The organism is Mesorhizobium sp. 113-3-9 (genome assembly GCF_016756515.1).
Taxonomy (GTDB): domain Bacteria; phylum Pseudomonadota; class Alphaproteobacteria; order Rhizobiales; family Rhizobiaceae; genus Mesorhizobium.
In genome coordinates this window covers 2,599,571-2,623,728 of sequence record NZ_AP023246.1, presented here as the reverse complement: position 1 = coordinate 2,623,728, position 24,158 = coordinate 2,599,571, and the positions used below count along the sequence as shown (strand labels likewise).

Annotated in this window: 25 protein-coding genes; 12 read left to right on the top strand and 13 right to left on the bottom strand. The window is 64.1% G+C overall.

Annotated features, from left to right (window positions below; translation table 11 throughout):
- Nucleotides 1-348 precede the first annotated feature (348 nt).
- Both MesoLj_RS12720 and MesoLj_RS12715 read right to left on the bottom strand, forming a co-directional pair.
- The gene (locus tag MesoLj_RS12720) at nucleotides 349-837 is read right to left on the bottom strand and encodes a GNAT family N-acetyltransferase (protein WP_202326195.1); all 489 of its coding nucleotides are present in this window, start codon (nucleotides 835-837) and stop codon (nucleotides 349-351) included.
- Nucleotides 838-842: 5 nt separating this feature from the next.
- On the bottom strand, nucleotides 843-1,820 hold the full coding sequence (locus MesoLj_RS12715; protein ID WP_202326194.1) for a lytic transglycosylase domain-containing protein: 978 nt from the start codon (nucleotides 1,818-1,820) through the stop codon (nucleotides 843-845).
- Between the two features lie 181 nt (nucleotides 1,821-2,001).
- Between MesoLj_RS12715 and MesoLj_RS12710 the strand changes: the two genes are divergently transcribed.
- Entirely contained in the window at nucleotides 2,002-2,571 is a 570-nt protein-coding gene (locus tag MesoLj_RS12710; RefSeq protein ID WP_202326193.1) for a methylated-DNA--[protein]-cysteine S-methyltransferase, read from the top strand.
- Between the two features lie 87 nt (nucleotides 2,572-2,658).
- Here MesoLj_RS12710 and MesoLj_RS12705 read toward each other — a convergent pair whose 3' ends face one another.
- A complete protein-coding gene (locus MesoLj_RS12705; RefSeq protein ID WP_140774673.1) occupies nucleotides 2,659-2,985 on the bottom strand; it encodes a hypothetical protein in 327 nt (108 codons plus the stop codon).
- A 274-nt stretch (nucleotides 2,986-3,259) separates the two neighbouring features.
- Between MesoLj_RS12705 and MesoLj_RS12700 the strand changes: the two genes are divergently transcribed.
- Complete coding sequence (locus tag MesoLj_RS12700; protein ID WP_010910991.1) at nucleotides 3,260-3,472, top strand: cold-shock protein; 213 nt, start codon at nucleotides 3,260-3,262, stop codon at nucleotides 3,470-3,472.
- Between the two features lie 162 nt (nucleotides 3,473-3,634).
- Nucleotides 3,635-3,922 (top strand): hypothetical protein, encoded by a 288-nt coding sequence (locus tag MesoLj_RS12695; protein WP_342215824.1) that lies wholly within the window; start codon nucleotides 3,635-3,637, stop codon nucleotides 3,920-3,922.
- A 153-nt stretch (nucleotides 3,923-4,075) separates the two neighbouring features.
- Here the strand turns inward: MesoLj_RS12695 and MesoLj_RS12690 are convergent, their stop codons facing one another.
- The 3 genes from MesoLj_RS12690 to MesoLj_RS12680 form a co-directional block, all read right to left on the bottom strand.
- Nucleotides 4,076-4,684, bottom strand: a complete 609-nt coding sequence (locus MesoLj_RS12690; RefSeq protein WP_202326192.1) for a glutathione S-transferase family protein — start codon at nucleotides 4,682-4,684, stop codon at nucleotides 4,076-4,078.
- Between the two features lie 130 nt (nucleotides 4,685-4,814).
- A complete protein-coding gene (locus tag MesoLj_RS12685) occupies nucleotides 4,815-5,663 on the bottom strand; it encodes an EAL domain-containing protein (RefSeq protein ID WP_140774675.1) in 849 nt (282 codons plus the stop codon).
- Entirely contained in the window at nucleotides 5,660-6,556 is an 897-nt protein-coding gene (locus MesoLj_RS12680) for an EAL domain-containing protein (RefSeq protein WP_202326191.1), read from the bottom strand. Before MesoLj_RS12680 ends, MesoLj_RS12685 begins: the two co-directional genes overlap by 4 nt.
- A gap of 216 nt (nucleotides 6,557-6,772) precedes the next feature.
- Between MesoLj_RS12680 and MesoLj_RS12675 the strand changes: the two genes are divergently transcribed.
- Entirely contained in the window at nucleotides 6,773-7,975 is a 1,203-nt protein-coding gene (locus MesoLj_RS12675) for a pyridoxal phosphate-dependent aminotransferase (RefSeq protein WP_202326190.1), read from the top strand.
- Between the two features lie 65 nt (nucleotides 7,976-8,040).
- Here MesoLj_RS12675 and MesoLj_RS12670 read toward each other — a convergent pair whose 3' ends face one another.
- Nucleotides 8,041-8,436: a (R)-mandelonitrile lyase gene (locus tag MesoLj_RS12670; protein ID WP_202326189.1), complete on the bottom strand. Its 396-nt coding sequence runs from the start codon at nucleotides 8,434-8,436 to the stop codon at nucleotides 8,041-8,043.
- Between the two features lie 234 nt (nucleotides 8,437-8,670).
- On the opposite strand from MesoLj_RS12670, the gene MesoLj_RS12665 reads away from it, so the two are divergent.
- The 3 genes from MesoLj_RS12665 to MesoLj_RS12655 all read left to right on the top strand — a co-directional run bounded on the left by MesoLj_RS12665 (nucleotide 8,671) and on the right by MesoLj_RS12655 (nucleotide 13,789).
- Nucleotides 8,671-10,203 carry a putative bifunctional diguanylate cyclase/phosphodiesterase gene (locus MesoLj_RS12665; RefSeq protein WP_202326188.1) on the top strand — a complete coding sequence of 511 codons (1,533 nt, stop codon included), beginning with the start codon at nucleotides 8,671-8,673 and terminating at the stop codon, nucleotides 10,201-10,203.
- A 201-nt stretch (nucleotides 10,204-10,404) separates the two neighbouring features.
- Entirely contained in the window at nucleotides 10,405-12,456 is a 2,052-nt protein-coding gene (locus tag MesoLj_RS12660) for an elongation factor G (protein WP_140774679.1), read from the top strand.
- An 835-nt stretch (nucleotides 12,457-13,291) separates the two neighbouring features.
- On the top strand, nucleotides 13,292-13,789 hold the full coding sequence (locus MesoLj_RS12655; protein ID WP_202326187.1) for a methyltransferase family protein: 498 nt from the start codon (nucleotides 13,292-13,294) through the stop codon (nucleotides 13,787-13,789).
- 57 nt (nucleotides 13,790-13,846) lie between these two features.
- On the opposite strand, the gene MesoLj_RS12650 is transcribed toward MesoLj_RS12655, so the two are convergent.
- The gene (locus MesoLj_RS12650) at nucleotides 13,847-14,743 is read right to left on the bottom strand and encodes a LysR family transcriptional regulator (RefSeq protein ID WP_027044146.1); all 897 of its coding nucleotides are present in this window, start codon (nucleotides 14,741-14,743) and stop codon (nucleotides 13,847-13,849) included.
- Between the two features lie 90 nt (nucleotides 14,744-14,833).
- Nucleotides 14,834-15,808, bottom strand: coding sequence for a thioredoxin-disulfide reductase (gene trxB / locus MesoLj_RS12645; RefSeq protein ID WP_056578751.1), 975 nt, complete (start codon nucleotides 15,806-15,808; stop codon nucleotides 14,834-14,836).
- 254 nt (nucleotides 15,809-16,062) lie between these two features.
- On the opposite strand from trxB, the gene MesoLj_RS12640 reads away from it, so the two are divergent.
- Together MesoLj_RS12640 and MesoLj_RS12635 are read left to right on the top strand one after the other, a co-directional pair.
- Nucleotides 16,063-16,542, top strand: coding sequence for an Lrp/AsnC family transcriptional regulator (locus tag MesoLj_RS12640; RefSeq protein ID WP_019860544.1), 480 nt, complete (start codon nucleotides 16,063-16,065; stop codon nucleotides 16,540-16,542).
- A 247-nt stretch (nucleotides 16,543-16,789) separates the two neighbouring features.
- Entirely contained in the window at nucleotides 16,790-17,587 is a 798-nt protein-coding gene (locus MesoLj_RS12635) for a glycosyltransferase family 2 protein (RefSeq protein WP_202326186.1), read from the top strand.
- A 15-nt stretch (nucleotides 17,588-17,602) separates the two neighbouring features.
- Here the strand turns inward: MesoLj_RS12635 and gmhB are convergent, their stop codons facing one another.
- From gmhB to MesoLj_RS12615, 4 genes are all read right to left on the bottom strand, one after another.
- Nucleotides 17,603-18,250 carry a D-glycero-beta-D-manno-heptose 1,7-bisphosphate 7-phosphatase gene (gene gmhB / locus MesoLj_RS12630; protein ID WP_202326185.1) on the bottom strand — a complete coding sequence of 216 codons (648 nt, stop codon included), beginning with the start codon at nucleotides 18,248-18,250 and terminating at the stop codon, nucleotides 17,603-17,605.
- Entirely contained in the window at nucleotides 18,243-18,815 is a 573-nt protein-coding gene (locus tag MesoLj_RS12625) for a D-sedoheptulose-7-phosphate isomerase (protein WP_140774684.1), read from the bottom strand. Before MesoLj_RS12625 ends, gmhB begins: the two co-directional genes overlap by 8 nt.
- A gap of 7 nt (nucleotides 18,816-18,822) precedes the next feature.
- Nucleotides 18,823-20,316 carry a D-glycero-beta-D-manno-heptose-7-phosphate kinase gene (gene rfaE1 / locus MesoLj_RS12620; protein WP_202326184.1) on the bottom strand — a complete coding sequence of 498 codons (1,494 nt, stop codon included), beginning with the start codon at nucleotides 20,314-20,316 and terminating at the stop codon, nucleotides 18,823-18,825.
- A gap of 109 nt (nucleotides 20,317-20,425) precedes the next feature.
- Entirely contained in the window at nucleotides 20,426-21,058 is a 633-nt protein-coding gene (locus MesoLj_RS12615; RefSeq protein WP_140704947.1) for a LysE family translocator, read from the bottom strand.
- A 157-nt stretch (nucleotides 21,059-21,215) separates the two neighbouring features.
- Between MesoLj_RS12615 and rfaD the strand changes: the two genes are divergently transcribed.
- The 3 genes from rfaD to waaC are packed head-to-tail and all read left to right on the top strand — an operon-like array spanning nucleotide 21,216 to nucleotide 24,120.
- The gene (gene rfaD / locus MesoLj_RS12610; protein WP_202326183.1) at nucleotides 21,216-22,166 is read left to right on the top strand and encodes an ADP-glyceromanno-heptose 6-epimerase; all 951 of its coding nucleotides are present in this window, start codon (nucleotides 21,216-21,218) and stop codon (nucleotides 22,164-22,166) included.
- Nucleotides 22,139-23,146, top strand: a complete 1,008-nt coding sequence (gene waaF, locus MesoLj_RS12605; RefSeq protein WP_140774687.1) for a lipopolysaccharide heptosyltransferase II — start codon at nucleotides 22,139-22,141, stop codon at nucleotides 23,144-23,146. Before rfaD ends, waaF begins: the two co-directional genes overlap by 28 nt.
- Nucleotides 23,143-24,120: a lipopolysaccharide heptosyltransferase I gene (gene waaC / locus MesoLj_RS12600; RefSeq protein WP_202326182.1), complete on the top strand. Its 978-nt coding sequence runs from the start codon at nucleotides 23,143-23,145 to the stop codon at nucleotides 24,118-24,120. Before waaF ends, waaC begins: the two co-directional genes overlap by 4 nt.
- Nucleotides 24,121-24,158 lie beyond the last annotated feature (38 nt).

Genomic DNA, 24,158 nt, shown 5'->3' with positions numbered 1-24,158 from the left:
GCCCCGGAACCCCGCACCGGGACCTGCCGTGGAGGGGCAGGCACATGCCGGTGCGGCCTCCTCCTGTGCCCAGCTGATCTGCGGTCCCGGATCAGCTGAAGGCGTCATGACGCTTCGTTAGCATGGGCAGGCAACCGCCTCTGTGAAGCAGTTCACAGAGCGCTGGGGTTTCCGCTCGGCGGCGGGAAAATCGGCCGGCACCAATTGACAGGAAGCGATCGGCCCCCTGAGCAATTCCAGGAAAAGTGTGAACGGGTTTTCCCGGGAAAAGCGCGGTGCGCTTTCCCTGGGGAATTGCGAAACAAAGAGCTGGAGAGGTTCGCCGTTTCCGTCGAACTGTGAACTGATCTAGCCTTCCCAGGCGACCGGCGTCATCCCCAGCCGCTCGTAGAGCCGTACCGCGGCGGGATTCTCGACCGTATTGGTCTTCAGGTCGACACGGTCAGCGCCCCGGTCGCGAAAGCTAACAAAGGCATGCCACATCAGCGCTTCGCCGATGCCCTTGCCGCGCGCCTCGGGATGAACGGCGAGGTCCTTGACGAAGGCAGACGTCCAGCACAGTGCTGCCGCCGCCAGCCGGCCCTTGGCGTCGATGACGAGGAAGCACAATTCCGGGTCGAATTCGGGGTCGCCTGAGATGCGCGGCCACCATTCGTCGAACGGGCCGTCGGCGTCGTCGTCGAACACCTCGCTCAGCAGCGCATGCAAGGGCGGCGCGTCACCGGGCTCGAAGCTGCGCATCACAAAACCGTCCGGCCAATGCGGTGCAACGAGCGTCTCGTCGAGGATCTTGCGCAGCCGGATGTCGTTGAGGGCCGGCGGGCGCGGTTCAGGCATCGCGCTCAGGCGTCTGGCTGCAGACGCCGCCGCTTGCGGTCGACACCGAGGCCGGTCGCCTCGAGCAGGCCCTTGCGCTTGGCGTCGAAATAATAGCCGGTCTGGTAGAGCCAGTCGGCCTTCTTGGCGTTGCCGTCGGACACCAGCCAGGCGCCACGCAGATATTTGACCGCGTATTTGAGATTGGTCTCGGCGTCGAACAGGCCCTTGGCCGGCCCGTCATAGCCCATGCCGCGCGCCGTCGCGTGCTTTATCTGCATCAGTCCCCAATGGCCATTGTTGTAGGCCTTGGGGTTGTAGGTGCTTTCACGGTTGACGACATGGCGCACCAGATCCACCGGCACCTCATAGAGCGCGGCGTATTTGACGATCAGTCGGTCGACGTCGCCGCGCATGCCCGTGTGCTCTTCCGGTGCGGCAGGGCTGAGCGGCGCCGACGGGAACTGCACGAGGGAAGCCGGGTTCTGCGGCACGACATAGGCCACCTGCTGCACGCCGGGCATGGCTTTCTGGCCGCCAACGACCGCCGGCACGACGAGGCCGGCTGTCGTATAGGTCTCGGCGGACTTGATCACGGGCTGAGCTGCCTTCACCGGCTGGCCTGCCTTGGAGGGCGGCGGCGCCTGCCAGGCACTGGGGCTGGCGATCATGATGGCGGGCACGGCCGGAGCCGTCGGCGTCGCGCCGGCAAAGGCCGCGGTCGCGGCGGCCGGATGGCTGGCTGGCGAGACTGCTGCCTCGCCTTCCGAAATGACGGCGCCAGGTGCGAGTTCGGCGGTCTGGACGGGGGCGATGCCGGAGGATTGCGGCAGCACCGAAACAGTGTCCGGCAGCGGTATGGTGAAGCCGGCATCGGTACCGGCGACAGTCGCGGTCTCGGTCAGGGCGGGCGCGGCTTTCATCTGCGAGGTCGAGGTGCAGCCGCTCATGCTGGCCGCCGCCATGATCACGCCGATCGCGATAAGGGTATGTTTTGCTGGCAAGCCGCGCTCTGGTCCGGTTTGTCGGGTCGTTAAGATTTCCCTTACACCAGCGATTCCTGGGGGGCAATCGGGGCCATCTGGTGGTTTTCGGGTGGCGGGGCCGGGGCGGCGATGCCATATTGTTCCTGATATGTACTGGATGGAATCCCGGATTTCGCCGCTTTGCGGAAAGGAGCGCATCATGGAAACGACATCTTCGATCACAGCCGGCCACGCAGTGTTAGAAACAGTGATCGGTTTCATGGGCATTGCCTGGAGCGAAAAGGGCCTGATCCGGCTCTGCTTGCCCGAACGCAGCCGCGAAGCGGTGGAGCGTCGGCTGATGCGCCATGCCGGCGTTTCCACCTCCACCGCCCAGCCGTCATGGGTGGTCGACCTGATCGCCTCGATCAAGGCTTACGCCGCCGGCGAGGACGTCGATTTCTCCGGCGTCCCGGTCGATCTCGACGGCGTCGACGAGTTCCGCCTCGCCATCTACGACGCGGCACGCAAACTCAGCTATGGCGAGACCACCACCTATGGCGAACTGGCCAAGCGCGCCGGCCATGCCGGCCTGCCGCGCGAAACGGGTGCCGCCCTTGGCGCCAATCCGGTGCCGCTGGTCATTCCTTGCCACCGCATCCTTGCGGCCGGCGGCAAGATCGGCGGTTTCTCCGCACCCGGCGGTTCGGTCACCAAGGAAAAGATGCTGGCCATGGAAGGCGTGCGCGTCGGCCCGCCGCCCCCGGCGCAGGTGTCCTTCGGGTTCTAGAGGGCCTTGGTCTTGAGGCGTGTTGAGATTCAGGTCCGGCCGAGCCGAGAGCGCTCGCAGACCGGCGTCACCTGAGATCAGCACGCCTTAGTGACGGCGCGGGAAGCGGCGGCGGAAATGCTCATTGTCCGGACGCTTGCAGTTGTAGACCGGGCAGGACTTGGTGTCGGCGCTCGGCACATAGGCCCGCGTCCTCACCTCGCCCATGGTGCAAAACTGCTGGCTCTGCACATAGCGGTCGTAAAGCGGCAGCCCCGGCACGCGCGTCGACTGGTAGCGCAGGATGACCGCGCCCTGGCGCGCGATCGTCGACTGCACCTTGCCGCAGCTCATATGCGTCGGGTCGTAGCGCGAGATTGCCTGCGCCTCGGCGGCCACCAGCGTCAGGCAGGCGGCAAGCAGAATGGTTTTCATGGTCCTCTCCCCTGATCCGCGACCCAAGGACAGCGCGATCTGTGGCAACGGTTTCACCAGATTGGGGCGGCCGTTGGGCAGTCCCGCAATCACGGCTTTCTCACACAGTCTTGTTTTTGGTGCGAAAGCAGCCTATATCAGCCCCATTGATATTTCGGCCGATCGATCCGGGCCTCGCGATCTTCGCGTTTGCTGACGTCTATCTCCAAAATCTCGATGCACACCGGCTGGACTTCGGTCTGGTCAAACCAAAGCAAATGCAAGGACTATTTTTATGGCAACTGGAACGGTCAAGTGGTTCAACGCCACCAAGGGCTTCGGCTTCATCCAGCCTGACGCGGGCGGCGCGGACGTTTTCGTCCACATCTCCGCTGTCGAGCGCGCTGGACTGTCGACCCTGGTCGAAGGCCAGAAGATCAACTTCGAGATCGAGCAGGACCGCCGCACTGGCAAGTCGTCCGCTGGATCTCTGAGCAAGGCAGCCTGATTTTGCGAATGGCGCGCGCCGGGCGAGAGCTCGGGGCGCGCGGCAAGTCACGGATGTACTGACGGTCGCGCGAGAAGCGCGCCCGGAGCGGAAAGACCCGATACGCTGGAACAGCAGATAGCTGCCAGCCCGGACCGGACGCTCCCGATCAGGCTACCAAGCATGGAAGGCGGGATTTATCCCGCCTTTTTTGTTTGTCTGGGGTTGAGCCATTTCGCTTCGCAACGCCGATCATGTTATTTTCAATTCATGACCAAGCTCGAACAGATCGAAAGATCCATCGCAGCCCTAAGCCCCAAAGAGCTGAAGGCCTTTGCCAAATGGTTCGCGGTGTTCCAGGCAGATGTATGGGATATGCAGATCGAGGCCGACGCAAAGGCAGGTCGACTGGACGGGTTTGCCGAAAAGGCGTTGGCCGAGGTTCGAGCCGGAAACTTTCGACGTCTTTAGCCGCGGCGCCGAGACCTTTTCAAGAATTCGCTCTGGCGAGTCAGATAGCGTGGTTTTCGAGAACCGGAGCGGAGCGTACATTTAAGTACGTGAGCACCGGAAGCACAGAAAACCGCGCTAGGTGGCCGCCAGAGTAGAATTATTGAGAAGGTCTCAACCCACCCAGCCGATCGGCACATGCCCCGGATCCGCCTCGACGCGACCAAGCCAAGTCACGACCGCCGGATAGGCGTCGAGCTGGAAGCCGCCCTGCTCGGCCGTATGCGTGTAGGCATAGAGCGCGATGTCGGCGACGCTGAAGGCGTTGCCGGCGAAGAAGGCGTTGTTCTCCAGATACTTGTTCATCACGCCGAGCGCCTTGTTGCCGCGCTCCAGCGTCACGGCCAGCCGCTCGGGCGTGGCGTCCCTGGCCCGCTCGGGGAAGGTCAGCAGCGCCTTGCGCACGGCGATGTAAGGCTCGTGGCTGTATTGCTCGAAGAACAGCCATTGATAGGCGAGCCCGCGCTCGTATCTGTCCGCCGGCAGAAAGCGCGTGCCTTCGGCCAGATAGAGCAGGATGGCGTTGGATTCGGCCAGCCGGCGGCCATCGTCGAGTTCGAGCAGCGGCACCATTGCGTTGGGGTTCTTGGCCACGAAGTCGGCCTTTCGCGTGTCGCCGGTATGCGAACTCACCTCGATCGTGGTGAAGGCGAGGCCAAGCTTGGCCATCAGCAGGCGCGGCTTGTAGCAATTGCCGCTGTCGATCATGCTGTAGAGTATCATGGACGATCCCCGGAGCTGCCTTGAGCAGGGGATTATCGCAGCCGCCGTGCCTTCAACCAATGATTTGTTTTGGCGCGACCATCAGCGGCGCTGATGAGAGCGCACCGCTTTCGCCAATCGTCGAGGTCGCCTAGCCGAACAGCGGCACGACATTGTTCTCCTTGCCCAGCAGCGCATCGATGGCGATCGGCTTTTCGTCGAAGATGGTGCCGGCCAGCGCCGGCCGGGCCAGAAGGAAACCCTGCAGCAGGTCGACGCCGCCGTCGAGCGCGACGCGCAGATGGGCGGGCTGCTCGATGCCTTCGACCAGCACCCTGGCGCCGCGATCGTGCAGGCTGGACACCAGCGGCCTGAAGAAGCGTTCTGCGGCGGCGTGGCGACAGAACTCGCCAAACCAGCCGCCATCGATCTTCACGATATCGGGCTGGAGCAGGCTCACCCGCTCCTCGGTCGAGTGGCCGGTGCCGAAATCGTCGATGGCGATGCGGATGCCGTCGCGCCGCATTTCGCGCACCAGCCGGGCCAGAAGCGCGTTGTCCGCCGCCTGTTCGGTGATTTCGCAGACCAGCATGCCGGGGGCGAGGCCGAGCTCGCCGAGATGCCGGCTCATCAGCCGGATCTCGGCCAGCGCCCGCCCGGGGTGGTCGTTGACCATCGGATTGTAGTTGAAGAACAGGTCGAGCCCGTCGACGCCGATGTTTTGGAAATTCCTGAGATGCAGAACCCGGCACATGGTTTCGACAAACAGCCTGTCCGATGCCGCAATGCTTTCGAAGAACGCCCGCGGCGACCCTGCCCGGCCGTCACGGTGCGGCTCGATCAGCCCTTCGACCGCCACCGCGTGCAGCGTGCCGCCGAGCGGCGCGAAAATCGGCTGGTAGGCGCTGCGCAGGCGGAAGTCGCCATGGACGCCGTATTCGATGCCGACCTCGTCGACGAAGATCGCGTCGCCAACATTGCGCCGTCGCTCGATCCTCATGGCGTTACCCGGCGCCCGAAGGCTTTCGTCGATCGCGCCGTACGCCGGGCGACGGTGTGGGCAGTGGGCGCATCACTTGCAGCGGCAACAGAGCCCGGACTGCTTTTTGCGAAAACACGGAAACTCGTTGGCGCCAGCTCGGGCCGCGCCAGTACGAAGCCCTGCACCATTGAGGCGCCGGACTTCTCGGCGAGTTCCAGTTGCCACCCCTCTTCGATACCCTCGAACACCGTGCGGATGCCTTGCTCTTCGAAGCTCTTCACCATGGAGGTCAGCAGGGCAAAACCGGCGCCGGATTCCATCAGCTGCGTGATCCAGAGGGCATCGAACTTGACGATGTCGGGCTTCAACTCCTTGATACGGTTGATGTCGGAATCGTCGGCGCCATAGTCGTCGACGGCGATGCGAAAACCGTTGCCGCGCAGCGCCGCGACGAAACCGTGCAGCGTCTCCTGCGATGCCGATCTCTGCTCGGTCACCTCGCACACGACGCGGCCCGGATCGATGCCGGCCTCGTGCAGCACCAGCCGCATTTCACGCAAGGCATTGTCGGCGACCGCCCGCTCGGTGAACACCGACGGGTCGAAATTGACGAAGATCGATGCCTCCTGCGGCAGGCAGGCGCCGGCGTTGAGGAGATGCAGCGTCCTGGTCAGCGCCTCGACATGCAAGCGGTCGGCGGCCGGACAGGTCGAAAAGAAGGTCATCGGCGATTGCGCCTCGCCGTCACGGAACGGCCGGATCAGTCCTTCGAAGGCGGCAACCGACAGCTTGCCCTCCTTGAAGGCGAAGATCGGCTGGAAGGCACTTTGCAGCGTGTAGAGGCCCCAGACACCTGACGAGGTGCCGTCATCATGACGGATGATGTGGGCAAGCCCGATGCTGCGCGACACGGTTCCTCGCTCCGCGGATTGGCGGAATGGATTGCGATCCTGCCATGCAAGCCTCTACCGCCCGTTAATGAATTAAGTGTTGCAGATCACGCCTCATTGACCGCGCCGTCGCACCTGGCCCAGCCGAGAAGGCTTGCACTGGCGGGAATGATGCGACATGAGAAGCGCCGCGGCCGCTCCTGGCCGCGCCGATCTTCTCAGGAGAGATAAAAGGTCATGGCCTTTCTTGCCGACACCCTTTCCCGCGTAAAGCCTTCCGCCACCATCGCGGTGACGCAGAAAGCGCGCGAGCTGAAAAATGCCGGCCGTGACATTATCGGCCTCGGCGCCGGCGAACCGGATTTCGACACGCCCGACAACATCAAGAACGCGGCGATCGAGGCGATCCGGCGCGGCGAGACCAAGTACCCGCCCGTGTCTGGTATCGTGCCGCTGCGCGAGGCGATCGCGAAGAAATTCAAGCGCGAGAACAATCTCGATTACAAGCCCGAGCAGACCATTGTCGGCACCGGCGGCAAGCAGATCCTGTTCAACGCTTTCATGGCGACGCTGAACGCCGGCGACGAGGTCGTCATCCCCCGCCCCTACTGGGTCAGCTACCCTGAAATGGTGGCGATCTGCGGCGGCACGTCGGTGTTCGCCGACACCTCGATCGACAACGGTTTCAAATTGACGGCAGAGGTGCTGGAGAAGGCGATCACGCCGAAGACCAAATGGCTGCTGATGAACTCGCCGTCCAACCCGTCGGGCGCGGCCTACACCGAGGCCGAACTGCGCGCATTGGCCGATGTGTTGCTCAAGCATCCGCATGTCTGGACGCTGACCGACGACATGTACGAGCACCTGACCTATGGCGACTTCGTCTTCAAGACCATCGCCGAGGTCGAGCCGAAGCTCTACGAGCGCACGCTGACCATGAACGGCGTGTCGAAAGCCTATGCCATGACCGGCTGGCGCATCGGCTATGCGGCTGGTCCGGTCCAGTTGATCAAGGCGATGGACATGATCCAGGGCCAGCAGACGTCGGGCGCCTGCACCATCGCGCAATGGGCTTCGGTCGAGGCGCTCAACGGCCCGCAGGACTTCATCGCCAGGAACAAGGCGATCTTCCAGGGCCGGCGCGATCTGGTCGTGTCGATGCTCAACCAGGCGCGCGGCATCACGTGCCCGTCGCCGGAAGGCGCCTTCTATGTCTATCCGTCCTGCGCCCAGCTGATCGGCAAGAAGACCAAGGCCGGCAAGGTGATCGACACCGACGAAGCCTTCTGCTCGGAATTGCTCGAGGCGGAAGGTGTGGCGGTGGTGTTCGGCTCGGCCTTCGGCCTCGGCCCCAACTTCCGCATCTCCTACGCCACCTCGGACGCGCTGCTGGAGGAGGCCTGCACGCGCATCCAGCGTTTCACGGCATCCCTGACCTGATCAGCCCCACCTGAAGACAACTGAAAACCCGGCGCCATCGCCGGGTTTTCCGCAAGCCTCGGCGCTCAGTTGCCGTACTGCTCGCCCGAAACCGCTTCCAGCCAGTCGACAGCGACGCCGTCGAGCGCTTCCTGCATGGCGATATGCGTCATCGCCGATTTCGGCGCCGCGCCATGCCAGTGCTTCTCACCAGGCGCGAACCAGATGGTGTCGCCTGCCCTGATCTCCTGCATCGGGCCACCCCATGTCTGGGCAAGGCCGGCGCCAGAGGTGACGTAGAGCGTCTGGCCAAACGGATGCGTGTGCCAGTGGGTGCGCGCGCCCGGCTCGAAGCTCACCAGCGTCGCCCTCAGCCGCGCCGGGGCCTCCGTCTCGATGATCGGCGTCTGCAGAACCCGGCCGGTGAAGTATTTGTCCGGCGCTATGATGGTCGGCACGCTGCCGCAAGCAATGATCTTCATCGTCTGATCCTGAAACTGGTGGTGAGGCGACCCGCTCATCGGGGCAAACCGCATTCTCGGCCGATATCACCCAAGGCGCAACCGGCCGTTCGGCCCGCCATCACGAAGACGCGGTTTTCTCTCCTTAACCATGAACCTTTCCCGCATGGCGCAACAAGGCGAAACAAGGGCGAATTCAATGTCTTCTTAACGGCTGCGCACTAGCCGTGAGCCTGCATTGCAGGGGGCGATGAGATGAGCATACTGGCGACGATCAAGGACCATAGCGGCCGGATCTACCGCGCCATCCAGGCCCTGCTTTTGATCAGCATCGGCGCCGCGTTGCTTGGCACCGCCGAGATGTCGGAAAACCTGCCCTCCAACAGCGCCTACGCGGTCTCGATCCTGGCCACGGGGCTCGCCTTGCTGGCGCTGATGTACATGCGCAGCAGCGTCGTTCACAGCCTGAGATCCGCCGCCGCCGCCGAGGCGGAAAAGCATCATTTCCTGACCAGGGACGCGATGACCGGGGCGATGACCCGCCGCTATTTCCTGGAAGCGCTCGGCAACAGCCTGGGCACCATGCGCGACCGGCGCGATGCGGCCTTGCTTTTGATCGACCTCGACCATTTCAAGCAGCTCAACGACACCTTCGGTCATCAGTTCGGCGACCGCACCCTGGCGCATCTCGTCAAGACCACCGAGCGCATCTTTGCCGGCGGCATGGTCGGCCGGCTCGGCGGCGACGAATTCGGCGTCATCATCCCGCACGGCGATCTCGCCGCCATCAACAAGGATATCAGGCAATTGCTGGATGCCATGCGGGCCGGCAAATCACACGAAGGCAAGATCATTCCGCTCTCCATCTCGATTGGCGTGGCACTGGCGCCGGCCCATGCCTCGAACACGACGGAACTGATGCTGGTTGCCGACCTGGCGCTCTATGAGAGCAAGGCGGCGGGCCGTGGCCGCGTCACCGTGTTCGACGAGGAGATGCTGTCCGACAAGCGCTACCGCCGCCTGGTTGAGCGGGAATTGCGCGCCGCGGTCTATCTCGGCGAGCTCGAGCTGCACTATCAGCCTATCGTCAACCCGGACGGGTCCATTTATGCGTTCGAGGGCCTGATCCGCTGGCGCCATCCGGTTCGCGGCCTGATCTCCCCGGCCGAGTTCATCCCCATCGCCGAACGCTCGACCCTGATCGACATGCTCGGCGAATGGGTGTTCAAGCGGGCTTGCGCCGATATCGGCCATTTCCCCGGGCGCCGCATCTCGATCAATGTCTCTGGCGAGCAGCTGAAGCGCGACGAGATCGTCACCATGTGCGACCGCGTGCTGAAGGAAACCGGCCGTTCGGCGGCTCAATTCATCATCGAGATTACCGAGACGGTGGCAACCGCCGCAACGCCAGAGATCCTGCGGCGCCTCGAAGCGTTGCGCGGCCTCGGCTTCCACATCGCGCTCGACGATTTCGGCACCGGCCATTGCGGCTTCAATTATCTGAAGACCTTGCCCATCGACAGCATCAAGATCGATCGCTCCTACATCCGCAGCCTTGCCCATGACCAGGTGGCGCAGATCTTCGTTTCGGCGCTGGCGCAGATCGCGCGCATCCAGGACGTCACCATCGTGGCGGAGGGTGTCGAGACACAAGAAGAGTTCACGCTGGCCAAGGCCGCCGGCTGCAACCGTTTCCAGGGCTATTTCTTCGGCAGGCCGGCGCCGCGCGACAAGATGGGCCCCTTGCGCGCCATCGATGATGCCGGACCCATGGCGCTGAGCGCCTGAGGGCACTGTGCGGGCACCCGATTTCTATTTTCCTTGCCCTGCCGGCAAACAAGTGGGACGATGCGACAGGGCAGGTGGCGACAAGAAAAGAACCCCGCCCGCGACGGTCGAACAGGCCGGCCGCCGCTCAGGACCGATTGACCACGCCTGAACCATGCATGCCAGTCGGTCCCTAGGGAAACGCCTGAGTGGAGGTCAGCCATGGGTACTCGCGCCGGAGGACGACGCACGGGACCGAAATGCATTGCCATAGTCGGTCCCTTTGCAAGCGGTAAGACGACACTTCTCGAAGCCATATTGGCCCGTACGGGCGCCATTCCCCGCCAGAACCCGGTCTCCTCGGGCAGTACTGTCTCAGATCATTCGCCGGAAGCACGCGCCCACGCCATGAGCGTCGAGGCGACCGTCGCCACCACCGAATTCATGGGCGAGCAGATCACCTTCGTCGATTGTCCCGGCTCGATCGAATTCTCCTTCGAGGCCGAGCCGGTGCTGGCCGCCTGCGACCTCGCGGTGGTCGTGGCCGAGGCCGACGAAAAGAAGATTCCCGCCCTGCAGCTCATCATGCGCAAGCTCGACGATCTCGGCGTGCCGCGCATCCTGTTCCTCAACAAGGTCGACAAGGCGATAGCGGGCGTGCGCGACACGCTGAAGATGCTGCAGCCGGCAAGCTCGGTGCCGCTCCTGCTGCGCCAGATTCCACTTCGCAAGGACGGCGTCGTCATCGGTTCGATCGATCTGGCGCTGGAGCGTGCCTACATCTACCGCGAGTACGCCGAAAGCGAGGTGGCCCAGATACCGGGCGACGACAAGGCGCGCGAACTGGAGGCACGCTTCTCCATGCTGGAGACCCTGGCCGACCATGACGACCAGCTGATGGAACAGCTGCTCGAGGAGATCGAGCCGCCGAAGGACGCCATCTTCGACGACCTTGCCGCCGACCTGCGCGATGGCGTGGTGACGCCGGTGCTGATCGGCACCGCCGAGAAGGGCAATGGCGTGCTGCGCCTCTTGAAGACGATCCGCCACGACGCACCCGACATCGAGGCCACCCGCAAGCGGCTTGGCGCCCCCGACGGTGGCGCCACCCTGGTCCAGGTGATGAAGACGATCCACACACCGCATGGCGGCAAGCTGTCGGTGTCGCGCATCCTGTCCGGCCAGGTCGCCGACAGTTCTGAACTCTGGCTGCCCGGCGGTGAGACGGCGAAGGTTTCCGGCATCTACAAGATGCTCGGCAAGGACCAGTTCAAGCTCACCGCCGCGAAGGCTGGCGACACCGTGGCGCTGGGCAAGCTTGACGAGGTCAAGACCGGCCAGACGCTGACCTCGGCCAAGGGCGGCACCAAACAGCTGTTCGCATTCGAGCCACCGCAGCCGGTATTCGCTTTCGCGCTGCGGCCGAAGGAGCGCAAGGACGAGGTCAAGATGTCGGCCGCCATCCAGCGGCTGGCGGAGGAGGACCCCTCGCTCAGCCTGCGCCACAACCAGGACTCGGCCGAGACGGTGCTGTCTGGCCATGGCGAGATGCATCTGCGCGTCGTGCGCGAGCGGCTGGAGGGCAAGAACCAGATCCCGGTCGAAGGTCATGCCCCGGCCGTGCCCTATCGCGAGACGATCCGCAAATCGGCGCAGCAGCGTGGCCGCCACAAGAAGCAGTCGGGCGGCCACGGCCAGTTCGGCGATGTGGTGATCGAGATCAAGCCGCTGCCGCGCGGCTCCGGCTTCCAGTTCACCGACACCATCACCGGCGGCGTCGTGCCCAAGACCTACATCCAGTCGGTCGAAACAGGCATACGCGATTACTTGAAGACCGGCCCGCTCGGCTTCCCCGTGGTCGACGTCGCCGTCAACCTGTCGGACGGCTCTTATCATGCGGTCGATTCTTCCGACATGGCCTTCCAGATGGCTGCGAAGCTCGCCATGAAGGAAGGCATGGCCGCCTGCTCGCCGGTGCTTCTGGAGCCGGTGATGAAAGTCGAGATCGTCACGCCGTCGGACGCGACCTCGAAGATCATCGCGCTCATCCCGCAGCGGCGCGGCCAGATCCTCGGCTATGACGCCCGGCCCGGCTGGCCCGGATGGGATGTCGTCGAGGCGACCATGCCGCAAGCCGAGATCGGCGACCTGATCATTGAGCTGCGCTCGGCAACGGCGGGCGTCGCCAGCTATCGCGCCGCCTTCGACCACATGGCCGAACTCACCGGCCGTCTCGCCGACGAAGCGATGAACACCAACGGCAAGGCCGCCTGATTTCGCCGCTATCCGCCACCTCTCGCTGTGTACGGGGAGAGGTGGCTGGCGGGACAGTGAGGGGCGGCGTCAAAGTTGGGGAAGCTCATGACCAGCGGGACCGACGCATGCCGCCCAAGAGTGAGCCGCGGCCTCGGGACAGTGACATGCATAAAACCAAAAACGACGCCCGGGGGGCCGGACGCCGTTTTGTTTGCGGACCGTTTTCTTGGGAGGAGAAACGGCAGGTCCGCCGCATATGCCGTCGCCGGATTTCGGCGGAAAGAGGTTCGGACGCGGTAGCCGCCTGAGCCCGGGCCGTCCGAGTGATGCCCCCATCCCTCGTCCGAACCACACCGCGTCCTAGCCTCTACATAGCATCGGAAGGCTTCGTTGTCATGTTACCAGAGGTTACATGACACTGTTACGTGGCAATTCTGGTGAATTCCTCGGTCGCCCCGGCAAGGTCCGGGCAACAAAAAAGCCGGATCAACGAAGATCCGGCTGAGTTTGATTGGAAGTGCCTGTTAAGGCTAACCTCCAGAGGGGAACACTCGAGGGCGCTAATGGGAGGAGAACGCGCCCAGGAGATGATGTATGTATCTGCTCATCATGCCCAAGAAACAAGCATCTATTTTGCAACACACGCATGCAAAAAGACGCAGGCTGTGGTCTAACCCATTCCGAAAGCCAATAGGACCAGCAGAATTCGCAGAACGGAGCGCGCCGGGGACCATTTGTCGTTGTGAAAAGCGTCAATCCAGGCCGATTTTGCTCCAAAATGCCGAAAACTCCTGATGACCTGGAATCAGGCAGCGGCCGTTCAATTCTGAGGCAACCAGGCGGGAAGCAGCCAATGCGTCCTTTTTCAGCCATTGCCGGCAGCGGCGTTTTCCTGATCGCGGCGCCCGGTGTGGTTGCCGGACTTGTCCCCTGGCTGCTCAGCGACCGTTGGGGCTTGCCGTGGTCCACCATACCGGGCTTTGTCCTTGCCGGCGGCCTCCTCATCGTCGCCGCGGCCGCCGTGCTGCTGCATGCCTTCGCCCGCTTCGCGCTGGAGGGGTTGGGCACGCCGGCCCCCATCGCGCCGACCGAGAAGCTGGTGATCGGCGGCGTCTATCGCCATGTCCGCAACCCAATGTATGTCGCCGTGCTGTCGATCATCCTTGGCCAGGCACTGCTGTTCTCGAACTGGACGCTTGTCGCCTATGCCGTCATCGGCGCGATAGCCATGGGCTCCTTCGTCAGCTTCTACGAGGAGCCCACGCTCGCAAGCCGCTACGGCGCCGACTATGAAACCTACCGCCGCAACGTCCCTGGCTGGCTGCCGCGCCTGACACCCTGGCGCGGTTGACGAGCAGCGAGCAGCGCCGCCCAGGGCATGTCGAGGTTCAGGTCAGGCTGAATGCCCTCAGAAGGACCAGCTTCTGGCCTTGGCAATGATGAAGTCGCGGAACACGTGCAGCTTGGCCTGGTTCTTCATCGCGTCGGGATAGGCGAAATAGGTGTCGAAGGACGGCACCTCGGTTTCCGGCAGCAACTGCACCAGGCCGGAGTCCTTACTGATCACATAGTCCGGCAACATGGCGATGCCGGCGCCGCCCTGCACGGCGCGCTTGATCGACAATATGTCGTTGATCTGCAGCGACGGCACGCGCTGGCCGCCCTCGAAATCGCCGACCGTCTCCAGCCAGTTCAACTCCGACAGATGCGACGGCACCGGCAGGCCGAAGGTGACGATGCGATGGTTTCTGAGCTCGGCGACCGAGGCCGGCTTGCCATGCTTGGCGACATAGGACGGCGCCGCGTACAGGTGGAAATGCACGGTGAACAGGCGGCGCTGGATCAGGTCCGGCTGCTGCGGCTGGCGCAGCCGGATGGCGCAGTCGGCCTGGCGCATGGTGAGGTCGAGTTCCTCGTTGGCGAGGATCAGTTGCAGGCTGATTTCGGGATAGAGCTCGATGAATTCCTGCACCCGCTCGGTCAGCCAGCCCGCGCCGAGGCCGACGGTCGTCGTCACGCGGAGCACGCCGGAAGGCCGGTCCTTTGTCTCGGTCAGGCGTGACTTGATGGTCTCGAGCTTCATCAGCACGTCATGCGCCGTGCGGAACAGCATCTCGCCCTGCTCGGTCAGCACCAGGCCGCGCGCATGCCGATTGAACAGCGGCACGCCGACATCATGCTCGAGCGCACTGACCTGCCGCGATATCGCCGATTGCGACAGGTGCAATGTCTCGGCCGCGTGCGTAAACGACCCCGCTTCCGCCGCAGCGTGAAACACGCGTAGCTTGTCCCAGTCCAACGCCATGATTCCCCTCGTTCTGTTTGGCGTCTGAATGAAAAATCAGGCTTTTACACGGCGTCTTTAAGCCGTTTTTTTAACAACCTACAGCGGCATCTATTCCGCTGCTTCGCGATGCACCTCGATGCCGGCCAGATACTTTTCCGCCTCGAGCGCGGCCATGCAGCCAAGCCCCGCCGCCGTCACCGCCTGGCGATAGACATCGTCGGTCACGTCGCCGGCGGCGAACACGCCGGGCACGTCGGTGCGGGTCGAATCCGGTGCCGTCCAGAGGTAGCCGTTCGGCTTCTGCTTCAGCTTGCCGACGAACAGTTCGACGGCCGGTGCGTGGCCGATCGCCACGAACACGCCATCCACCTTGAGGTGGCTTTCGGCGCCGGTCACCGCATGCTTGAGCTTCAGCCCCTCGACTGAAGGCGGCAGCGGCGCCTTGCCGGGGCGACCGGTGATCTCGTCGACGATCGTATCCCAGATGACGCGGACATTCTCCTTCTGCAGCAACCGCTCGCGCAGGATGCGCTCCGCGCGGAAGTCGCTGCGCCGGTGGATGACCGTCACGCTCTTGGCGAGGTTCGACAGATAGAGTGCTTCCTCCACCGCCGAATTGCCGCCACCAACCACAGCGACATCCTTGCCGCGATAGAAGAAGCCGTCGCAGGTGGCACAGGCCGAGACGCCGAAGCCCATGAAATCCTGCTCGGTCGGGATGCCCAGCCACTTGGCCTGCGCGCCGGTGGCGATGATCAGCGCATCGGCGGTATAAGTCGTGCCGGAGTCGCCCTTGGCGCGGAACGGCCGCACGTTGAGGTCGACCTCGGTGATGATGTCGTTGATGATGTCGGTGCCGACATGCTCGGCCTGCTTGAGCATCTGTTCCATCAGCCACGGGCCCTGGATCGGGTCGGCGAAACCGGGATAGTTCTCGACATCGGTGGTGATCATCAGCTGGCCGCCCTGCTGCAGGCCGGCGACGAGCATCGGCTTCAGCATGGCGCGCGCGGCGTAGACCGCCGCGGTATAGCCGGCAGGGCCGGAACCGATGATGAGAACAGGCGCGTGCTTGGTGGTCATTTAAAGCCTCAGCGGGGCGGACAATCGGGGGTGCCTTGGAGAAAGACGTGGAATTCGCGCTTAATGTAAGGGTTGCCAACCACGCCAGCAAGACGAACGGGCCGTCGTCCCCGGAAAGCTTCGGCCCAAGCGGTTATTCGCATGATCGCCGCTTTCGTTACGGTTCAAAAATCGCGTTGATGAGGGCTGGCGCCAACACAAAAGTCGTTTAATTACAAAATCGCGAAAGATTCTTGCGCCGAGCAGAGACAACCATGCCCCTGAAAGCCGACCTCGACGCCATCGACTGGAAGATCCTGCGCGAATTGCAGGCCGACGGACGCATGACCAATGTCGAGTTGTCGAACCGCGTTGGCATTTCCGCCCCACCCTGCCTGCGCCGGGTCAAGCGGCTGGAGGAAGCCGGCATCATCCGCGGCTACCGCGCGCTGCTCAACGCCCCGGCGCTCGGCCTCGATGTCGTCGCCTTCTGCCTGGTCGGCCTGCACCATCAGGCCGATGCCGAACTGCGCACCTTCGCCGAGCGCACGCGCGGCTGGCCGATCGTGCGCGATGCCTGGATGGTCTCGGGCGAATCCGATTTCCTGCTGCACTGCGTGGCAAGCGACCTCGGTGCCTTCCAGACGTTTGTCATCGAGGAACTGACCTCGACGCCGAATGTCGACACGGTGCGCACCGCGCTCACCATCCGCCGGGTCAAGGATGAAGGCCTGGTCTCCTTCGAGCGCCCCTGAACCGGACGACCGCCCGCGCGCCCGCGAATTCCTGGTCTCCGCCACACCGGTGCCGCGTTGGTATTCGACAGAGGCTGATGTACAAGGCTGGACGGCTCTGCCGGACTTCGCCGCTGAACTGACCGCCTGATTGGTTTCTCAAGCAATTGCTGGAAAAATGTGTAACGGTTTTCCGCCCGGGATTGCGTAAGAACAGATGGCAAAAGCAGCGTCTGCTCCGGGGACGGCCCGCCATGGGAAGGGGACCATGACTCGATTTGCAAGCCCGGTCTCGGCGCTCATCATCTGCGTGGACGAGGCCGACATGATCGGCCCGTGCCTGGAAAGCATCGATTTCTGCGCCGAGATCATCGTTGTCGATTCCGGCTCGACCGACGGCACCGTCGAATGCGTGAAAGGCTATATCGCCAAGGGCTACCCGATAAAGCTGCTGCACAATGACTGGCCGGGCTTTCCCCGTCAGCGGCAATTCTCGCTCGACCATGCCACGCAGCCCTGGTGTCTTTCGATCGACCCGGACGAGCGCGTCGATGACCAGCTACGGCAGTCGATCGTGGCCATCACGCAGGCTGCTGCCGATAACAAGGTCAGCGGCTGGTACATCCGCCGCCGCGATTGGCTGAAGGGCTACGGGTATGCGCACCGCTGGGTGCTGCACAACAGGCTGATGCGGCTTTTCCGCCGGGAAGGCGCCACCATGGATCTCACCGCGCGGGTGCACGAAGCTTTCCACGTGCCGGGCGAGACCGGCACGATCGAAGAGGGCGTCCTGCTGCATCGCCGCGAAATATCGGTCGAGGAGGATCTTGCCCGGGCCAACGCCTATTCCGGCCTCAAGGCCGTCACGCTGGTCGAGAAGGGCAAGAAGCCCGGCCTGGTGCGGCTGGTGCTGTCGCCGTTCGGCAATTTCCTGAAATTCTACCTGGCCAAGCGCTACTTCCTGTGCGGCCGGCACGGTTTCGTCTACTCGATGTCGGTGATGATCTATTCCTTCGCCACCGAAGCCAAGCTCTACGAAGCCTCTGAACGCAACGATCCTGTATGAGCTGCCTGTCCTGGCTCAGGACCTGTTGTACCGGCCGAGCATTTCAATGGCTGCGAGCAGGCCACCGAGGTCGCAGCTGTCCCGCAGGGGCCTGATGGCGAAGCCGGGTTGAACCGCCGCCTGGCCGTCGACCAGCCAGCCCTGTGCCAGGCCAGCACGCTTTCCCGCCTGCATGTCGGCCAGCTTGTCGCCGACGATCAGCGAGCGCTGGAGATCGAGGTCAAGGCGTTTACCCGCCTCGATCAGCATGCCCGGATTGGGCTTGCGCATTGGATGATCCGATACGCCCAGTGGCCCGACACCCGCCTCGTGGTAGGCGCAGGCAAGCACCATGTCGACGAACACGCCCTGATCGTGCAGCAGATCGAGGACGCGGCCGTTCACCGCGGCGAAGACGCTCCAGCCGAAATAGCCGCGCGCTATGCCGGATTGGTTGGTGACCACGACAACCGGAATCCCGGCCTCGTTCGCGGCTGCGATCGCCGCCAGCATCGGCGGCCTGAGCTCGATCTCGGCCGGATCGCTGGGATAGTCGGTATCGATGTTGATGGTGCCATCGCGGTCGAGGAACAGCGCCGGCACGTGCTGCGGAAAAACCCGGTCGCCGATCCGCTCGATCCACACCCCCGGCTCGACCAGCGGGTGCAATACCCCGTCAGCCATTGTGCAGGCGCGTTTCGACCACCTCGCACAGATGGTGGTAAAGGCACAGATGCCCCTGCTGGATGATCGGCGTCGAGGTCGACGGCACGTTGAGCAGGATATCGCACAGCGGCTTGAGCTTGCCGCCGGTGTCGCCGGTCAGGCCGATCACCGTCATGTCCATCATCCGCGCCTGTTCGGCGGCGGCGAGAATGCTCGGCGAATTGCCGCTGGTCGAGATCGCCAGAAGCACGCCACCGGCCGAGCCATGCGCCTCGACCTGGCGCGAAAACACCGTGTCGAAGCCGTAATCATTGCCCCAGGCGGTCAGCACCGCCGCGTTGGCCGGCAGCGCTATGACATTGTAGGCCTTGCGCTCCTTGAGGAAACGGCCGACGAGTTCGCCGGCTATGTGGATGGCATCGCTGGCCGAACCGCCATTGCCGGCGATCAGGAAGGCCTTGCCCGACGCAAGCGCCGTCACCACGGCGCTCGCCGCGCGCTCCATCTCGCCGGTCAGGTCACGCTCGACCATCGCCGTGATCGCGGCCGCCGAGCGGACCAGATAGTCATTCAGTTCAGACATGAAACCCTCAGTTGGTGCTGCCGCCCGCGCGCAGTTTTCCGATGGTGCCGGTGGTGCTCTTGCCGGCGACGAGATCGACCAGCACGACGCGTCCGCCCGCCTTCTGGACGACATCGGCGCCGACCACGGTGTCGATCGTATAATCCGCGCCCTTGACCAGTATGTCGGGCAGCAGCGCCTCGATCAGCGCCAGCGGCGTATCCTCCTCGAAGACAACGACGGCATCGACCGAGGCCAGGGCCGCGAGCACGCAGGCGCGGTCGTGCTGATCGTTGACCGGGCGGCCCGGCCCCTTCAGCCGCCGCACCGAGGCATCGCTGTTCAGGCCAAGCACCAGCCGGTCGCACTGGCTGCGCGCCGCGTGCAAGAGGCTGACATGGCCGGCATGCAGGATGTCGAAACAGCCATTGGTGAAGCCGACGCTCAGGCCCTCTTCCTTCCAGGCCGCCACCATGCGCGCGGCCGACGCGGCATCGAGGATGGCGTCCTTGTGGGCGGTCGGTCCATGCGAGCGGAACAGCGCGCCGGTGAGTTCCTCGACCGTCAGCCGCGCGGTGCCGCGTTTTCCCACGACAACCCCGCCGGCGGCATTGGCGATCGAGGCCGCCGCGACGGGATCGGCACCCGACGCAAGGGCCAGCGCGAATGTTGCAATCACCGTATCGCCCGCGCCCGAGACGTCGAACACTTCGCGCGCCTGGGTGGCGATGTGGCGCGCCTCATCCGGCCCGACGACGCTCATGCCTTTTTCACTGCGTGTGGCGACGACAAAGTCGAAGCCGTGCGCCGAGATCAGCTCGCGGGCCGCCGCGACGATCTCGTCATCGGCGAACACCGCACGGCCGACGGCCTCGCCAAGCTCCTTGCGGTTGGGGGTGATGGCGGTCGCGCCTGCATAGCGCGCATAGTCCCTGCCCTTCGGGTCGACCAGCACCGGCTTGCCCGCCTCGCGGCAGATGGCGATCAGTTCGGCGGCGACGCCATCAAGCAGGATGCCCTTGCCGTAATCGGACAGGATGACGATGTCGGCCGCCGCGAGTGCGGCGCGAAAATGCCGGATCAATCCGGCCCGCTCCGTTTCGCCGAGCGGCTTGATCTCTTCTTCGTCGAAGCGCAGCACCTGCTGGTTCAGTGCGCTGAAACGGCTCTTCGACGAGGTCATGCGACCACCCTGCTGCGCCAGGCCTGCCGTGTCGGCGCCAAGCTCGCCCAGCATCCGCACCAGGCTGTTGCCGGCCGTGTCGGTGCCCACCACCGAAACCGGAATGGCGCGCGCGCCGAGCGAGATGATGTTGGCCACGACATTGCCGGCGCCACCCATCGCCGAGGTCTCGCCGCGCCCGTGCAACACCGGGATCGGCGCTTCCGGAGAGATGCGCTCGATGACGCCGTTGACGAAGCGGTCGAGGATGATGTCGCCGACCACCAGCACGGCGACGTCGCCAAAGCGCGCAATGGCACGGTGCAGGGGTTCGGGTGAAGGCGGATTGTGCTTGATCATGTCACTGGCAACGCGCTTGGAAAACCGTCTCTGGAATATAGGGGTCGGCTGGCGGCCGTTCATGCCTGCCGATATACCGCAATTCGAGCCGGCGCAACGGCGATGCCCGTCAGCTCTTCTGCAGGGCAACGTGGACGCCGAGCCCGACCAGCACCGCGCCACCGGCCCGCTGCATAAGGCGCTGCGCCCGGCTCGACCGCCGCAGCCGGCCGATCACGAGGCCGGCCAGGAACACGCAGACAACGTCGGCCGACGAGAACATCAGGTTGACTATAGTGCCCAGCACGACGAATTGCAGCCAGACCGGGAAGGCCGCCGAGGCGTCGATGAACTGCGGCAGGAAGGCCATGAAGAAGATCGCGGTTTTCGGATTGAGCACCTCGACGGTGATGCTTTCGAAAAAAGCGCGGCGCGCCGATTTGCGCTCGATCGCGGGCAGTGCCACGTCGCCCTCGACGCGCTTGCGGAACAGCGAGACACCGAGCCAGATCAGATAGAGCGCGCCGACCAGCTTGACCGCCATGTAAAGCGGCGGCACGGCGTGGAACAGCACAGACAGGCCGGCGGCGGCGGCAAAGACATGCACGTAGCCGCCAAGATGAATGCCGAGTGCGGCCGTCAGGCCTGACCAGCGCCCACGCGCCATCGTCTGCGCCGCGGCATAAAGCATGGCCGGACCCGGGATGTAGGCGAAGATCGCCGTCGTGGCGAAAAATGCGATGAGCAATTCGGTCGACGGCATTCTTGTCCCCTATGATCCTGGCCTGCGGATCGAATTTACAGAAGCGAAAGCCTTGGGGCGCCACTGTGATGCGCGCCCGCCCTCCCGCACCTGCTTTGTCGACAGCCCGGCTGACCTCCCTTATAAGGACCGGAATCGCAAGCAACCAGAGGCCTTCATGATCATCGTCACGGGCGGCGCCGGCATGATCGGCTCTAACATCGTCGCCGCGCTCAACGCCGAGGGCCATGACGACATCCTCGTCGTCGACGATCTCACCGACGGCCACAAGATCGCCAATCTCGCAGATCTCAGCATAGCCGACTACCTCGACAAGGATGACTTCCTGCCACGTCTGGAGGCCGGCGAGCTCGGCCGTATCGAGGCCGTCTTCCATCAGGGCGCCTGTTCGACCACCACGGAGTGGAACGGCAAGTTCATGATGGAGGTGAACTACGCCTACTCGAAGCGGCTGCTGCATCAGTGTCTCGCGCTGCGCGTGCCCTTCCTCTACGCCTCTTCCGCGTCCGTCTACGGTGGCGGGTCCGAGTTTCGCGAGGAAGCTGAGCTGGAGCGGCCGCTCAATGTCTATGCCTATTCCAAGAAACTCTTCGACGACTATGTCAGGCGCACCGTTTTCGACACCGATCATTCGCCTGTGGCCGGCTTGCGCTACTTCAATGTCTACGGACCGCGCGAGGCGCACAAGGGCGCCATGGCCTCGGTTGCCTTCCATCTGTTCAACCAGGTCGAGCAAGGCCAGAACCCGAAACTGTTTGGCGCCTATGACGGCTTCGGACCCGGCGAGCAAAGCCGCGACTTCATCCATGTCGGCGATGTCGCGGACGTCAATCTGTGGCTTTGGAACCGCGGCTCGAGCGGCATTTTCAATTGCGGAACCGGCCGCGCCCAGCCTTTCCGTGCCATCGCCGAGACGGTCATCGACACGCTGGGCAAGGGCGAGATCGAGTTCATCCCCTTCCCCGACCACCTCAAGGGCAGCTACCAGAGCTTTACGCAAGCTGATATGTCCCGTTTGCGCGCGGCCGGTTATAATGGCCAATTCCGGACAGTGGAAACCGGTGTCAGAGACTATGTCGAATGGCTGAAAGCCCAACGATCCTCGTGATCGGCCCACGCTGGGTTGGCGACATGGTGATGGCGCAGTGCCTGTTCTCGGCGCTGAAGGAGCTGCATCCCAACGCCGCGATCGACGTGCTGGCGCCGGCCTGGGCCGCACCGCTGGTCAAGCGCATGCCCGAGATCCGCCAGCAGATCGACTTTCCGCTGAAGCCCGGCGCGCTCGAATTCACCCATCGCCGCCGCTTCGGCCGCCTGCTGCGCGGCCGCTATGACATGGCCTATATCCTGCCGGGCAGCTGGAAATCGGCGCTGATCCCGTTCTTTGCCCGCATCCCGCGCCGTTTCGGCCATCTGCGCGAAATGCGCTACGGCCTTCTGACCGACATCGTGCCGCTGCCGGACGCTGTGAAACGGCGCACCGCGCAGGCCTATTTCAGCCTCGCCAAGGGCGGCAGTTTTCGCGCGCCTCATCTGACCGTGGATGCAGGCAACCAGGCCACTTTGCTCCACCGTTTCGGGTTGACCCCACAGGGATTTGTGGCCCTGATGCCTGGCGCCGAATTCGGCCCGGCCAAGCGTTGGCCGAGTGAAAGCTATGCCGGCCTGGCCCGCGAGTTCATGGGCAAGGGATTGAAGGTCGCGCTGTTCGGCTCGAAGAACGACCGCGCCGTGACGGCGGAGATCGCAGCCCTTGCCCCCGGTGCCGTCGACCTCGCCGGCCAGACGCGACTGGAGGACGCCATCGACCTGATCGCGGCGGCAAGGCTCGCCGTCTCCAACGACAGCGGGCTGATGCATGTCGCCGCGGGCGTCGGCACGCCGATCGTCGCCGTCTATGGCTCGACCTCGCCTGACAATACGCCACCGCTGGCGGAACGCCGCGAACTGGTCTGGCTTCACCTCTCCTGTTCGCCCTGCCACCAGAAGGTCTGTCCCCTCGGCCATCTCAACTGCCTGAAGACATTGGAAGTCGGCCAGGTCGCCGCGGCGGCGGACCGGCTGCTGGAACTTCCGGCAGCGGCATGAAGGTCCTGATCGTCAAGACATCGTCGATGGGCGATGTCATCCACACCTTTCCTGCCGTCGAGGATGCCAGCCTGAACCGGCCGGACGTATCCTTCGACTGGTGCGTCGAGGAAGCGTTCGCCGGCATCGTCGGTCTGCACCCGGCGATCGCTAGGATTCACACGGTGGCGATCCGGCGCTGGCGCAAGGCGCTTTTCAATGGCGGTACCTGGCGCGAGGCAGCCGCGTTGCGCCGCACGTTGCGCGAATGCCGCTATGATCTGGTCATCGACGCGCAGGGCCTGCTGAAATCGGCCCTGGTGGCGCGGCAGGCTGGCGCGCCGATCGCCGGCTTCGACCGGTCGAGCGCGCGCGAACCCTCGGCAACGCTGTTCTATGACGTCACCTACACCGTGCCGCGCGAGCTGCACGCCATCGAGCGGACAAGGCGGCTGTTCGGGCTGGCGCTTGGCTATCAGCCCGATCTGTCGACGCTCAACTCCGGCATCGTGCCGCCACCCGGCACTCTGGCCAACGCCATCGGAAAAACCGCTTTCCTGCTGCACGGCACCAGCCGCGAGGACAAGAAATGGCCCGTCGAAGATTGGATCGGAACGGCCCGCCTGCTGGTCGAGCGCGGCATGATTCCGGTTACCACCTGGTCGAACGAACGTGAAAAGGCCGTGGCGGAAGCGATCGGCAAGGCCGTGCCGTCCACGGTGGTAGTGCCAAGGTCACCGCTGGCTGACATCGCCGCCATCCTCGGCCGCTCGACGCTGGTGATCGGCGCGGATACGGGATTGACCCATCTCGCCAGCGCCTTCGGCCTGCCAACCGTCGCGGTATTCCTGGCGACGGAGCCGGGTTTGACCGGTCCGCGCGGACCCTATGCATCGACACTGCTTGCCGCTCCTGGTGGGCGTTTGGCGCCGGCTGAGGTGGTGGCGGAGGCGGAGAGGCTGCTGGAGCTTGGACAGGTAGCCAGTAGAAGTTGATTTGCTCAATCAATTCAATCGGAAGGCCAGCGCCGCCC